Below are 14,174 nucleotides of genomic sequence, written 5' to 3' on the forward strand. Positions count from 1 at the left end.
CACCATGAAAAAAATAATGACACTTGGCTTATTTGTTTTTGCCCTATTCTTAGGAACGTCATCTGTTATGGCCCAATCCAATACCATAGAGGTTAACAACATCGCGTCAGAAAAGACCAAAGCTCTACAACAATATATAAAATTCGACCAGAATCAGAGTCATCAGGTCTATGAAGCTATAAAGGAATATACACAGGCCACTTTGGACCTACAAAAGGCAAAAGTTGTTAAAGAAGGTGCTGAGGAAAAAATTAAAACATTGCTCAACACCAAAATGCGAGAAATCTTAACAGACGAACAGTTTGAACGTTACCGAAGCTTTTCTTTGGAACAACAATAATACAACCTTAACATCATAAAGAGCTTCGCGATATGCGAGGCTTTTTTTTGCTATAAGGTTCTTGCTATCTCTTCCACAGCAGCAATAGTTTCATTTAAGTCTTGATAGGTTAAAGCATCTGTAATAAACCATGATTCAAAGGCGCTTGGAGCAATATAGATGCCTTTATTAAGCATACCATGAAAGAACGTTTTAAACGTTTCATTGTTACCCTTGGCAGCACTTTCAAAATCCACTACAGGGTCTTCAGCAAAATGGACCGAAATCATAGAGCCAATTCTATTAATCGTATGTACGACCTCATTTTTGTTGAGCGCATCGGCGATACCCTTATGAAGGTATTTGGTCTTTTCCTCTAACCTGCTCATTAAGCCCTTGTCTGTATCTATGGCTTTCAGCATGGCTAATCCAGCCGCCATGGCCAAAGGGTTGCCACTCAAAGTCCCTGCCTGATAAACAGGTCCCAAAGGCGCTAGGTGATTCATGATCTCATTCCGAGATGCAAAAGCCCCAACAGGCAATCCACCTCCAACGACTTTTCCAAAACAAACTATATCTGCCTTTACACCTTTTAATTCTTGAACTCCACCTTTTGCCAATCTAAAACCCGTCATCACCTCATCAAAAATGAGAAGTATATTGTTAGCGTCACAAAGGGCCCTTAAACCTTCTAAAAACCCTTCAACTGGTGGAATACAACCCATGTTTCCGGCTACAGGTTCGACAATAATAGCTGCAATTTCATTGGGATTGGCCTCAACGATTCCTTTTACATGTTCAATGTCATTATATTTGGCCAATAAGGTGTCTTTCGCCGTACCTTGAGTGACACCTGGACTATTTGGAGTCCCGAAGGTCACGGCACCACTTCCGGCCGCTATTAAAAACGAATCGCTATGGCCATGATAGCACCCCGCAAACTTTATGATTTTGTCTTTTTTTGTAAATCCTCGCGCTAAACGAATGGCACTCATACAAGCCTCTGTACCAGAATTGACAAAACGAATCTTATCGATATGAGGCACCATAGAAACTGCTAATTCAGCGATTTCAGTCTCCAAAGCTGTTGGCATTCCAAATGACGTCCCTTCTCTTGTCTTTTCAACTACTGCATCAACCACAGGTGGAAAAGCATGCCCCATTAACATCGGGCCCCAAGAATTGATATAATCAATAAATCGATTGCCGTCTTCATCGTAGACATATGCGCCCTTGGCTGACTTAGCGAAAATAGGCGTTCCCCCAACGGCTTTAAAGGCTCTTACAGGTGAGTTTACACCACCTGGTATCACTTTTTGTGCCTCCTTAAACAAGGCACTACTTCTTTGGTATAACATAAATTAGTTCGGAATCATTATTTCCTGACCTAAAGCTAGATCATTAGAATTGAGGTTATTTAATTCTTTAATTGCTTCTACAGTTGTTTTGTATCGCTTTGCCAATGAGTATAGCGTATCCCCTTTCTCAATAATATATCGTATCACCCCACTATTAACTGGAACCTTTACGATCTTGTCATTTCCTAAGACCTGCTCATCATACTTATAAAGCTCATAACGTTCAATTAAGGAAATCAATTTTTGCGGATATTTTCTGTCCGTGGCATAACCTGCTTTTTTTAGACCTCTTGCCCAGCCCTTGTAGTCATTGGGTCTTAATTTGAACAAATCAGCGTATCGTCGTCTTCCCGTTAAAAATTCTGAATGATCCTTGTAAGATGATTCGGCTTTCTCATATTTTCTAAAACACTCTTGGGAACGATCATCATCATGGTATATTTTGGCACCTTTCCAACCATGGCACTTAATTCCAAAATGATTATTAGCTTTAACCGCCAATCTCCCCTTTCCTGACCCCGATTCTAAAATACCTTGCGCTAAAGTAATACTAGCAGGTATTTTGGAATGTCGCATTTCTTGTTTTGCAATATCCGCATATAGGGCAATATACTTCTCCGTAGAGGAGGGTGGTTTCGCAACGACCTCTTTTTTAGGTTCATTTTCAACCGGTTCTTCCTTGGTCACTACAACGGTTTCTGTCTCTTTCTTTTGGTTCTTTTCCTTTGTAACAATACCTTTTTTGGGACCGCATCCTAAAGCAAGTACCGCAAAAATCAATACAATATAGTTGTGTTTTAAATTCATTCTATTAAAGGCCACCCTTTTTGTTTTAATTTTAAATTCATGCCGTCAATTCCCTGTAATCCTCCGGTATGAATTACCAATATTTTTGAGTTCTTTGGAAAAAAGTCTTGGGCTATCAAATCAACAATCCCAAACATCATTTTTCCTGTGTAAATAGGATCTAATGGTATATCGTAAGTGTTCTTAAATCTGTTGATAAACGCAATCAGTTCTGGCTTTATTTTGCCATAACCCCCAAAATGATAGTTTTCCATCAAGTCCCAGTTGTCGTTGGTTGCAAATTTACGAATATCTTGTTTTAAAAAGCCCCCTTTTAAGGCAGGAAAACCAAGTACTTTTTGATGCTCTAGCGAGGTGTTTATTATTCCAGAAATTGTGCCACCTGTTCCAACACAGCAACAAATAAAATCAAACTTATCATCACTGTCTTGAAGTATTTCTTCGCAACCCTTTATCGCTAGTGCATTAGTACCGCCTTCTGGAATTAAATAAAATGCCCCTAACTCCGATTTAAGCCCATCTAAAAACGTAGCTTGGTTTTTTTGTCTGTAATGCGCTCTTGAAACAAACTTTAAACGCATGCCACATGACCTAGCGAAACTTAATGTAGGATTCACCTCTATCTTCCCCTCTAATTCCTCTCCTCTTATTATCCCTATGGTCTGTAAATTATAAAGTTGACCTGCATAGGCAGTAGCGGCAATATGATTAGAATAAGCTCCACCAAAGGTCAAAAGGGTATGATGCCCTTGAAGTTGAGCTTCCTTGAGATTGTACTTAAGCTTTCTATACTTATTTCCGGAAACGAACGGATGAATTAAATCTTCACGCTTTACATAAAGACTGATACGCTTATCAGTTCTGAGTGGTACATTATGAACTAAAGATGGCTTTATAATACGCATAAGCGCTAAAAATAATTAATAAATTCCCAAAAAGATCGGGAGTCTAAATAGTCGAGATCTTTTTCATTCTCGTAAGCTTCACGTTCAAAAGACATATTTCTGTAGGCTAACCCCCACTCTTTGTATTGAAACCATCGCACTAAAAACTCAAAGCCATAGATTATAAAAAAAGGAACAATCAATAATTCAATCTGCTGTCTTAAATGAATCTTCTCATGATTGACCAAAACCTTATTCCATTTTAAACGTTTATGCTTTAAAAACATAAATGGAAAAACGGTCATCCCAAGGTAGCCTTTTGGCACCAAATATTTCAAAATTAATATCACAACAAGTCCTAATTCAAAAATCAATCCATACTCATTTTCATCAGCATAATATTTAAACAGTAAGCTTGACTTAGGCCAAGGCATCTTTTTTCGAATTTACGCTATCTTTGTAAAACATGAAACGAGCGTTAGTAAATTTTAAACGCTTTTATAAAGATTAGGTTTAAAAATTTTAACGCGGGAGCGAAGCGATTGCACACGTTCTCAATTTTATAATTAAAATCATACCTAATAATTATTAAAATTTATACGTGTGAAAAAATATGTCCCAATAGAAGAAGGCGATTACTATCTAACACCCGAAGGTTATCGCTGTTTTACTGAACAATATCATCTAAAAAGAGGCTATTGCTGCGAAAGTGGGTGCCGGCATTGCCCATATGGTTTTAACAAGGATCAATTAAAAAAGACGTAATGCAACTGACAGAATTATCATTTAAGGATCAGATATTAGAAGGCATCCCCGATGTTTTGCCGCAACCAAAACCCTATGATTCGGCTATAAATCATGCTCCAAAACGGAAGACCATACTATCGCCTAAGGAAGAAGAACTAGCACTTAGAAATGCCTTGCGTTATTTTGATCCGCGACACCATAGGGTCTTATTACCCGAATTTAAAAGTGAGTTGGACACCTATGGCCGTATCTATATGTATCGCTTTAGGCCAGACTACAAGATATATGCAAGACCCATTGATGCCTATCCGGCAAAATCCAGACAGGCTGCAGCCATTATGTTAATGATTCAAAACAATTTAGATCATGCCGTTGCACAACATCCTCATGAACTGATTACCTATGGTGGTAATGGAGCAGTGTTCTCTAACTGGGCACAGTATCGGTTGACTATGAGATACCTGGCTGAAATGACCGATGAGCAGACCTTGGTGATGTACTCTGGGCATCCTTTAGGCTTATTTCCATCACATAGAGAAGCCCCCAGAGTAGTCGTTACAAATGGCATGATGATTCCCAACTACTCTCAACCAGATGACTGGGAAAAGTTCAATGCCTTGGGCGTCACCCAATACGGTCAAATGACTGCAGGAAGCTATATGTATATAGGCCCTCAAGGCATCGTACATGGCACGACGATTACGGTATTAAATGGTTTTAGAAAAATCGGCAAATCGCCCAAAGGACACTTGTTTGTTACTTCGGGTTTAGGTGGTATGTCTGGGGCCCAGCCAAAAGCAGGTAATATTGCTGGCTGTATTACGGTTTGCGCAGAAGTTAATCCAAAAATCACTCAAGTGCGTTTGGATCAAGGTTGGATTGACGAAAAAATCTCGCACTTAGACCGACTTGTCACGAGAGTCAAGGAAGCAAAATCCAAAAAGGAAACTGTATCCATTGCGTATTTGGGCAATATTGTTGATGTATGGGAAAAATTCGACGAAGAGCATATTCACATCGACCTAGGAAGCGACCAAACTTCCCTTCACAATCCTTGGGCAGGTGGTTATTACCCAGCAGGCTTATCGTTTGAAGCCTCTAACAAAATGATGGCCGAGGATCCTGAGAGGTTCAAGGAAAAAGTTCAGGAAAGTTTAAGGCGACATGCTAAAGCTATCAACCAGCATACTGCCCGTGGCACCTATTTCTTTGATTATGGCAATGCATTCTTATTGGAGGCATCACGCGCAGGCGCAGATGTCATGTCCGATAATCAAGACTTAGGAAGGGAATTTAAGTATCCTAGCTATGTACAAGATATAATGGGGCCCATGTGCTTTGATTATGGTTTTGGACCATTCCGATGGGTTTGTGCTTCGGGAGAACCAGAAGATTTGGCCAAAACGGATGCCATTGCCTGTGAGGTCTTGGAAGCCATTATGCAAAATTCACCTGAAGCTATTCAGCAGCAGATGGCGGATAATATTCGATGGATTAAAGGTGCTCAAGATAACAAGCTCGTCGTAGGTTCTCAAGCTCGGATTTTATATGCTGACGCGGAAGGTCGTATGAAAATAGCCGAAGCTTTTAATCAGGCGATTTCTAAGGGTGACATCGGCGAGGTTATACTCGGAAGAGACCACCACGACGTTTCTGGCACGGACTCACCCTATAGAGAGACCAGCAATATTTACGATGGTTCTCGTTTTACAGCAGATATGGCTATTCACAATGTTATTGGAGACAGTTTTAGAGGCGCTACATGGGTGAGTATCCATAATGGAGGTGGTGTTGGCTGGGGAGAAGTGATTAACGGAGGATTCGGCATGGTTCTTGATGGTACTAAAGAAGCATCCATACGATTAAAACAGATGTTATTTTGGGATGTCAATAATGGTATCTCGAGACGAAGTTGGGCTAGAAACGACGGCGCTATTTTTGCGATAAAACGTGCGATGGAAGCGGAACCTAACTTAAAGGTCACTCTACCTAATCATGTCGATGACGATTTATTTAAATTAATTTAAAAAAAATGATATGAAGAAACTACTCAAATTTACACCGATTTTAGTGTTTGTCATCTTTTTATCGTCCTGCAGCTCTGTACGTGTTGCAGCAGATTATGACAAGGATGCAAATTTTGACGAGTACAAGACCTTTGCTTTTTTTAAGCCAGGTATTGATAAAGCTGAGATCAGCGACATTGATAAGCGAAGAATCCTAAGGGCTATCGAAGCAGAGCTTTTGGCCAAGGGCATGACCAAATCCGAAAATCCAGATATGCTAGTCAGCATTTTCACCAAGTCTAACCAACGCGTAAATGTTTTCAACAACGCTTGGGGCGGTTGGGGCTGGGGCGGCTGGGGCTGGGGTGGCTTTGGCGGCTGGGGTCCTGGATGGGGCTGGGGACCTGGTTGGGGCTGGGGAGCTGGCTGGGGCGGCAACCAAGTCACTACTAGAACAGAAGGTATGCTATTTATAGATTTGGTAGATGCCAAAGCGAAAGAACTCATCTGGCAGGGATCAGGTACAGGATACCTCGTCACTAAGAATGTTGATAAAAAAGAAGCTAGAATTAAAGAATTTGTTGCCAAGACTATGGAACAATTCCCTCCATCCAGCTAATTGAACAGCACATACTATACGAAAGCACTAGTTCTTCTAGTGCTTTTTTTATGACACTTTATGCTGCGATTAGGCTATTATTCTAAATACGCTATCTTTGCCGACTTTTAAGATCGTGCATTATGATATTAGGCCACACCACAAGAAAAAACTTTACACAGAATCCCAAGAATGATATCCTTTCTGGCTTAACCGTTGCATTGGCATTAGTGCCAGAGGCTGTAGCTTTTGCTTTTGTTGCAGGCGTCGATCCCTTAGTGGGGCTTTACGGAGCCTTTATGATGGGCATTATAACCGCTCTTTTTGGCGGTCGACCCGGAATGATTTCTGGTGCTACCGGAGCTATGGCAGTCGTTATGGTGCATCTGATTAGCAAAGGTAATGATGTTGGGCAAGCCTTAGAAACACCCATTGACAACTTGGGCCTACAGTGGCTATTCATCACCCTTTTATTTGTTGGAGGCATTCAAGTATTAGCCGGTATTTTTAAGCTTGGAAAATTTGTGAGGTTAATTCCTCATCCTGTGATGATGGGCTTTGTGAATGGATTGGCAATAGTTATCTTTTTAGCGCAACTTAAGTTGTTCCCAAATGCAGTTCCCAAAGATATTTCTATTTGGAACCATACTTCTGAATGGTTCGGAGCCTTATTCTCTAACGGAAGCTTTTGGAAAATGATGGGCTTTATAGGCTTAACTATGGGCATTATGTATGGACTGCCTAAACTCACAAAGAAAATACCTGCAGCCTTAATTGCTATTATAGTTGTGGCCTGTATCACCATCCTAGGTGGTATAGATATGAGCACTGTCGGTTCATTTATAGCCGATGGAGGTGGAAAAGGTCTTAAAGGCACACTACCTACATTTCAAGATCAAATATTTGGTTTATTTGGCACTTTACAAGAGCATTGGGATACCATACTATCTACAGCTTTTGTTTTAGCTGCTGTAGGTCTTATTGAATCTTTAATGACATTAAACCTCGTCGATGATATCACCGACACCAGAGGTAATGGTAACAGGGAATGTATAGCTCAAGGTGGTGCCAATATCTTGAATGGATTATTTGGTGGTATGGGAGGTTGCGCTATGATTGGACAATCGATAATTAATGTCGATTCTGGTGGTCGTGGTCGACTATCAGGTGCAGTTGCTGCCATAGCATTGCTGTGCTTTGTGTTATTTGGTGCGCCCTTGATAGAACAGATTCCAATCGCTGCTTTGGTCGGTGTGATGTTTATGGTGGTTATCGGCACCTTTGCTTGGTCTAGCTTTAGAATCATCAGAAAAATTCCAATCTCTGACGCTATCGTCCTTATTGCGGTTTCAGCCATTACCGTTTGGAAAGACTTAGCTGTAGCTGTTATTGCTGGAGTTATCATTTCTGCATTAGTATTCGCCTGGAAAAATGCCACCATGATCAGAGCCCGCAAACGCATGCAACCTGATGGTACAAAGACCTATGAAATATGGGGGCCTTTGTTCTTTGGTTCTATTCAAACCTTTAATACGAAGTTTGACGTAAAAAATGATCCCAACAAGGTAGAAATCGATTTTGTAGAATCTCGCATAAGCGATCATTCTGCCTTGGAAGCCATTTTCAATTTGGTAAATAAATATGAAGCCGAAGGCAAATCCATAAAGCTAAAACACTTGAGCAAAGACTGTAAAATACTACTTCGTAAAGCCAATCCGAAGTTTGATGAAGTTATTATTGACGATGTCGATGATCCAAGATATCATTTGGCCGCCAACCCTGAGGAATTCACAAAGCCATTGTCGGATTATCAAATCTAAGTTATAGCATCATTGTTTTACATCTGAACATTTTTAGCTTCAGGGAACTGTTTGGGAATTTCGTCTCTATTTTCGTCTAACATTTGACGCAAGTCAATTTCTATGCCTCTAGAAATTGTAGAAATAGGGACATCATTTGGCATCCCTTCGAACGGGTTTTCACCAATTCTCGCCATGCGTTCCATGATATGAAATGCCCAAGAAACAATAGCACAAAATGGGACTCCTAACCAAATAAAATACTTAGATACCCTTGGAAATTTATCCATCATCTCTACTCCGATTTCCGAAAACTCTGGAATGATACCAAACGGTAACAACACTACAAATGTTCTTGTTAAATAATAAGCCAAACTTGCATATTGTCTTGGGTATGGAAAATTCTTTATGCGTTCTGTCTTACCTTGATGTGTAAACAATTCCTCCAGAACATTTTCCAATTCCAAAAAGGCAAATCCCCAGATTAATCCTTTTTCTTTTAATATCCGTATATGCTTGGACTGCAAATACAGAAGTGCCGTTTGTTTATTGCTTTTACTTAAGACATAGTCTTTTTCTTCTTTGGACAAGTACAGCATTAAATTATCCTCTAAACTTGATATTTCTTCTGGAGTATGAATCGCTCTTGCCCATTCCCTATTGGTCATGGCCTTATGCTGCGCTTCCCAAGATTTTCTTTGACGCATTGCATATCTTAGCGCAGTCATCCATGCTATATGCCTATAAATAAGAGTTTTCTTATGCGATTTAAGCTCTTCTTCAGAGATTGATACTTCAGAGTGCCCTATTGTCACCATATCCTGAACTTTCATTCCCCAGGTTCTGGATGTATTAACGATAGCTCCCCAAATCTTACGCGCTTCCCAAATCCGCCCATAAGCCGAATTGTTTTGAAACCCGACCATAAATGCTACTGCAGTACCAATAAGTGCAACTGGGGTCCATGGCACATGCAGAAAGGTGAAGTCTAAAACTTCATATAAAACTGTTATAATACCGGCATAAATAAGATAGATCAGACTCTCCCAACGCGACCACAGCGCCATTTCTATAACCGAATATCGTTTTTTAGTTAACATAGCTCAAAGACGTTTACATTACAATATCATTCTTCCATTCATAGGCCTCTGGAATATCCGTATCGTCGATCAATTGCCTAATGTCAATCTCTATTCCTCGACTTAAATCTGTAATTGGCACATCATTCGGCCCTCCTTCAAAAGGGTTCTCCGTATTCTCACCAATAGCCTCCATGGTATGAAACACCCATGATAACAAAGCACTAAATGGTATAGAGAACCACACAAAATGTTGAGCTATAAATTCTTGGATAAGATGCCCCCAATTGGTCCTTGATTGATGCGTAGCTAGGTCCTTAATAACATCCTTTCCGATAGATTCAAATCCTTCCATAACGCCATATGGCAGCATTAGAATGAACAACCAAACAAAAATGTAGTTGATGGTGGCATACTGTCTTGGATAGGGGAAGTTCTTAATACGTTCGCACTTCCCTTGAAGCGTATAAAACTCTACAAGGATATTCTTCATTTCCATATGGCGAAAATCATCAATAAAACCCTGCAGCTTTAATTCTCTGAGACGTTTGGATTGTATCCCTAAAATTTGAGACGCTTGATTGCCCTTGGCAAATAATTCTTGATATTCCTGCTCCGAAATATAATCCGATATAGCATCTTTTATGGGTATGGTATCTTCACAAACCAAATAGTTCGCTTCTCGAAACTCTTTATTGGATTTGGTATTCTTTAGATGCATTTCCCATGGCTTATCCATTCTTAACTGATATCGAAGTGCAGTCAACCAAGCCACATGACGATGTACTAATTCCTTATGTACCTTACGGAGATCTTCTTCTGATATAGGATTCTTAGCGTACTCATTGGTAATATAGTCTTTAACTTGAATCGTCCATGATCGAGATGTGTTAACAATACCCCCCCAAATTTTGCGCGCTTCCCAAAGCCTATCGTAGGATGCATTGTTCTTAAAACTCACTAAAAAGGCTACTGCGGTACCCAAAACACCTAAGGGCAACCATGGTACATGCAGCCATTTTAACCCAACGATGTCAAATAATATGACAGGAATGGTAGCTAGAACTAGAAATAAAAATAGGCGTCGTCGTGTCCATTTTACAACCCCTTTGACTGGAAATATGCGTCTTGTATACATGATATAATCTTATATCATGTAAGATACAAAAGACTAGTAATTCAGCAAATCTTCAATTTTAGCTTTTACCTTTTCTGTTGATGGAATCATGGTTTCTTCTAATGTCGAATTTAATGGAATTGCCGGCATGTTCTCACTACCAATAGTCATTACCGGCGCATCTAGGTACTTAAAGCATTCTTCTTGAATTTTTCCTGCCAAGGCTCTAGCAAAACTATTGTTGGACGGCTCTTCGGTCACCACCAAACATTTTCCAGTTTTCTTAACGGATGTCATAATGGTATCTTCATCTAAAGGGAAGAGGGTTCTTAAATCGATGATTTCAATTTGATCGCGCATACCTAATTCTCCAGACGCATTATACGCCCAATGGACTCCCATACCATAAGTTACAATGGTCAAAGTTTCGACATCATCTTGCTTCCAAATTTCTTGTAACAACCAGGCCTTACCAAAAGGCAATATATAATCTTCTGAAGGCTCTACTGAAGTCGCACCATCGGTCCCTTTCACCTTACTCCAATATAAACCTTTATGCTCAAAAATAACCACTGGATTAGGATCGTAATAGGCCGCTTTCATCAGGCCTTTTAAATCGGCCCCGTTACTTGGGTAAGCAATCTTAATGCCTCTAATATTCGTAACCACACTTTCTACCGATGACGAATGATAAGGTCCTCCACTACCATAAGCGCCAATAGGCACACGAAGAATCATACTTACAGGCCACTTTCCATTGGTCAAGTAACAGCTACGACTCACTTCGGTAAATAACTGATTGAGTCCAGGCCAAATATAATCTGCAAACTGCACCTCAACAATAGGCTTTAATCCCACGGCAGACATCCCGACCGTACTTCCAACAATAAAGGCCTCTTGAATCGGTGTATTAAAGACACGATCATCCCCAAATTTTTGCGCTAAAGTGGCTGCTTCCCTAAACACACCACCCAGTCGTCCACCAACATCCTGCCCATAGAGCAAGCATTCTTTATGCTTTCGCATTAATTCTTCTACAGCAAATAAGGCGCAATCTACCATTACTACTTTATCCGCGCCCTCAGGCTCACGCACGCCTTTTTCTTCAGTGATTGGTGTTGGTGCAAAATCATGCGTAAACAAATCTTGGGGCTTCGGATCTTCGGCTTGTAAAGCTTTTTCAAAATCAGAGGCAACCTTAAGCTTAGCTTCATGTTCAATACTATTGACCTCTTCTTCAGAAAATCCATGATCTAATAATTGTTGCCTTAAAACCGGATAAGGATCCCGTGAACGCGCTTCGTCAAGATCATCGCGATACCATTCCATACGCACACCAGAAGTATGATGATTTAGGAGCGGCACTTGCGCATGAACCAGAAATGGGCGACGTTCTTTACGCATAGTGGCTATGACCTTTTCTATAGTTTCATAACTCTCCATAAAATTAGCACCATCAATACTGATGGCCTCTAAACCATGAAACCCAGCGGCATATTCTGCAGCATTTTGCGCTCGCGTCTCGGCCTCATTTGCTGAAATGTCCCAGCCATTATCTTGAACCAAATACAAAATGGGCATTTGTTTTAAAGCTGCCATCTGAAAGGCCTCTGCAATCTCCCCTTCGGTCACTGATGCATCCCCTAGTGAACATACGGTAATTGGGTATAATTGAAACCCTTCGACTTCGCTCAGGGTGACATTTGGATTGTCTAAATTTTGTTTTTCGAGATATTGCATTCCCATAGCTACACCTGTAGCCGGAATTGCTTGCATACCTGTTGCGGAAGATTGATGTGGAATCTTTGGTTTATCATCATCCTTTAAACTCGGATGTGAATAGTAAGTTCTTCCTCCCGAGAATGGGTCGTCTCGTTTTGCTAAAAGCTGCAACATTAAATCATAAGGTTCTAAACCGAATGCCAATAGCATGGCTTCATCCCTGTAATAAGGAAATGCGTAGTCCTGAGGCAATAGCTGTATCCCTAAAGCCACCTGAATCGCTTCGTGACCTCTTGAGGTGGCATGTACATATTTTGAAACTTGCTTAAAACTTTCTTCGTATAGTTCTGTCATCGCTTTTGCTGTGCAGAGCTTAGAGAATCCTTTTTTTAAGATGTTTTTTTTCATTTAAGCTAATTCCTTTCTAGTTTTAAGCATCCAGCCAAACTTATCTTCGAGCCTACCTGTCTTTATGGCATTAAGCGTGTCATTAACATGTAATCCAACTGGACTTTCATCTGACACATGAATGGTTTCTCCTTCTAGTCCAATGTCTTGAATATAAGCTATACCTACTGCGGTACCAGCTCCAAAAGCTTCCTCTAACGTTCCATTTAGGGACGCTTCTCTAATCTCTGCTAAAGTGATGAGGCGTTCTGTTACCTTAAATCCTTTATCCTTTAGTATATCTATGACACTCTTTCGGGTAATCCCATCCAAAACAGAACCGTCTAATTTTGGTGTGATGAATTCACCATTGATCTTAAAGAAAATATTCATTGTCCCTACTTCCTGAATATACTTATGTTCAGCAGCATCTAACCAAAGCACCTGATCATAACCTTTGGCTTTTGCCAGTTCGGTAGGTCGGATAGCAGCGGCATAATTTCCGGCCGCCTTCGCTTCTCCCGTACCTCCATGGGCAGCTCTTATAAAGTGTTTTTCTGCCCACAGCTTTATACGCTTGCTAAAAAACGGTCCTGATGGCGAGGCCATAATGATGAACTTATAATGTGTTGCCGCGCGCATACCTATAAATGGTTCATCCGCGTACATAAATGGTCTTAGATAAAGCGCGCTGCCTTCTTTTGGCGGTATCCAGTTATGCTCTAAACTCACCAATTCCTTTAAACCTTCAACAAATAAATCTTCAGGAAAATTGGGCATTCCCATACGGTCCGCACTTTTGTTCAGACGTCTAGCATTTTGCTCTGGCCTAAATAGCATAGGCTCTCCCTGTGTATCCTTGTAAGCTTTCATCCCTTCAAAAATGGCCTGCCCATAATGCAATGCCATCGCTGCAGGGTGGGTCGGAATCATTCCCATTGGAACAATTCTTGGATTTACCCATTGACCATTTTCATAATCACAAATAAACATGTGATCTGTAAAGCTGGTTCCCAAGGGAATGTTGTCAAAGTCTAAAGCATGTACTTTAGATTGTTCTACTTTGGTAATAGGAATAGTATAATTCATCATATTTTATTTATATGTCATTGCGAGGACTAAGGACGCAGCAATCTATCCTTGGGATTCTTCGCTTTTAAATTCGCTAAAGCTGCGTTAAACAAGTCGCTTTGAATGACATCAATTTCTCTATTTTGCTAATTGGAATGGTATAGCCTATAATATTATCTAAACACCCCTAATGAGCTCCGCTCGGTATCTTCAATTAAAGCTATTGCTTTAATTTCAATAATCCTCAAGGGACAATCTTTTTTTGCTTCCTCAATCAAAT

At 40.4% G+C, this 14,174-nt stretch carries 13 protein-coding genes; 5 read left to right on the top strand and 8 right to left on the bottom strand.

Features of this window, described 5'->3' with window-relative positions; translation table 11 throughout:
• Nucleotides 1–4: 4 nt before the first annotated feature.
• Nucleotides 5–340: a hypothetical protein gene (locus ACO052_RS21470; protein ID WP_422105855.1), complete on the top strand. Its 336-nt coding sequence runs from the start codon at nucleotides 5–7 to the stop codon at nucleotides 338–340.
• 50 nt (nucleotides 341–390) lie between these two features.
• On the opposite strand, the gene hemL is transcribed toward ACO052_RS21470, so the two are convergent.
• Genes hemL through ACO052_RS21490 form a run of 4 tightly spaced genes read right to left on the bottom strand, consistent with a single transcriptional unit; the run spans nucleotide 391 to nucleotide 3,802 of the window.
• Nucleotides 391–1,677 (bottom strand): glutamate-1-semialdehyde 2,1-aminomutase, encoded by a 1,287-nt coding sequence (hemL, locus tag ACO052_RS21475; RefSeq protein ID WP_422105856.1) that lies wholly within the window; start codon nucleotides 1,675–1,677, stop codon nucleotides 391–393.
• A gap of 3 nt (nucleotides 1,678–1,680) precedes the next feature.
• Nucleotides 1,681–2,484 (bottom strand): glucosaminidase domain-containing protein, encoded by an 804-nt coding sequence (locus ACO052_RS21480; protein WP_422105857.1) that lies wholly within the window; start codon nucleotides 2,482–2,484, stop codon nucleotides 1,681–1,683.
• A complete protein-coding gene (locus ACO052_RS21485; RefSeq protein ID WP_422105858.1) occupies nucleotides 2,481–3,389 on the bottom strand; it encodes a 1-aminocyclopropane-1-carboxylate deaminase/D-cysteine desulfhydrase in 909 nt (302 codons plus the stop codon). Before ACO052_RS21485 ends, ACO052_RS21480 begins: the two co-directional genes overlap by 4 nt.
• A 5-nt stretch (nucleotides 3,390–3,394) precedes the next feature.
• Nucleotides 3,395–3,802 carry a hypothetical protein gene (locus ACO052_RS21490; protein WP_422105859.1) on the bottom strand — a complete coding sequence of 136 codons (408 nt, stop codon included), beginning with the start codon at nucleotides 3,800–3,802 and terminating at the stop codon, nucleotides 3,395–3,397.
• Between the two features lie 169 nt (nucleotides 3,803–3,971).
• On the opposite strand from ACO052_RS21490, the gene ACO052_RS21495 reads away from it, so the two are divergent.
• The 4 genes from ACO052_RS21495 to ACO052_RS21510 all read left to right on the top strand — a co-directional run bounded on the left by ACO052_RS21495 (nucleotide 3,972) and on the right by ACO052_RS21510 (nucleotide 8,539).
• Nucleotides 3,972–4,133 carry a DUF5522 domain-containing protein gene (locus ACO052_RS21495; protein WP_422105860.1) on the top strand — a complete coding sequence of 54 codons (162 nt, stop codon included), beginning with the start codon at nucleotides 3,972–3,974 and terminating at the stop codon, nucleotides 4,131–4,133.
• Nucleotides 4,133–6,142, top strand: coding sequence for a urocanate hydratase (locus tag ACO052_RS21500; protein ID WP_422105861.1), 2,010 nt, complete (start codon nucleotides 4,133–4,135; stop codon nucleotides 6,140–6,142). Before ACO052_RS21495 ends, ACO052_RS21500 begins: the two co-directional genes overlap by 1 nt.
• A 10-nt stretch (nucleotides 6,143–6,152) precedes the next feature.
• Nucleotides 6,153–6,740: a DUF4136 domain-containing protein gene (locus ACO052_RS21505; protein WP_422105862.1), complete on the top strand. Its 588-nt coding sequence runs from the start codon at nucleotides 6,153–6,155 to the stop codon at nucleotides 6,738–6,740.
• Between the two features lie 122 nt (nucleotides 6,741–6,862).
• On the top strand, nucleotides 6,863–8,539 hold the full coding sequence (locus ACO052_RS21510; protein WP_422105863.1) for a SulP family inorganic anion transporter: 1,677 nt from the start codon (nucleotides 6,863–6,865) through the stop codon (nucleotides 8,537–8,539).
• Between the two features lie 17 nt (nucleotides 8,540–8,556).
• On the opposite strand, the gene ACO052_RS21515 is transcribed toward ACO052_RS21510, so the two are convergent.
• Genes ACO052_RS21515 through ACO052_RS21530 form a run of 4 tightly spaced genes read right to left on the bottom strand, consistent with a single transcriptional unit; the run spans nucleotide 8,557 to nucleotide 13,912 of the window.
• The gene (locus tag ACO052_RS21515; protein WP_422105864.1) at nucleotides 8,557–9,618 is read right to left on the bottom strand and encodes a bestrophin family protein; all 1,062 of its coding nucleotides are present in this window, start codon (nucleotides 9,616–9,618) and stop codon (nucleotides 8,557–8,559) included.
• A 13-nt stretch (nucleotides 9,619–9,631) separates the two neighbouring features.
• Nucleotides 9,632–10,735, bottom strand: coding sequence for a bestrophin family protein (locus ACO052_RS21520; protein ID WP_422105865.1), 1,104 nt, complete (start codon nucleotides 10,733–10,735; stop codon nucleotides 9,632–9,634).
• 33 nt (nucleotides 10,736–10,768) lie between these two features.
• The gene (locus tag ACO052_RS21525; protein ID WP_422105866.1) at nucleotides 10,769–12,844 is read right to left on the bottom strand and encodes an alpha-ketoacid dehydrogenase subunit alpha/beta; all 2,076 of its coding nucleotides are present in this window, start codon (nucleotides 12,842–12,844) and stop codon (nucleotides 10,769–10,771) included.
• Complete coding sequence (locus ACO052_RS21530) at nucleotides 12,845–13,912, bottom strand: branched-chain amino acid aminotransferase (RefSeq protein WP_422108092.1); 1,068 nt, start codon at nucleotides 13,910–13,912, stop codon at nucleotides 12,845–12,847. It lies immediately after the preceding gene.
• Nucleotides 13,913–14,174: the final 262 nt, after the last annotated feature.

It is taken from the genome of Winogradskyella sp. (assembly GCF_965228925.1).
Classification (GTDB): Bacteria; Bacteroidota; Bacteroidia; order Flavobacteriales; family Flavobacteriaceae; genus Winogradskyella.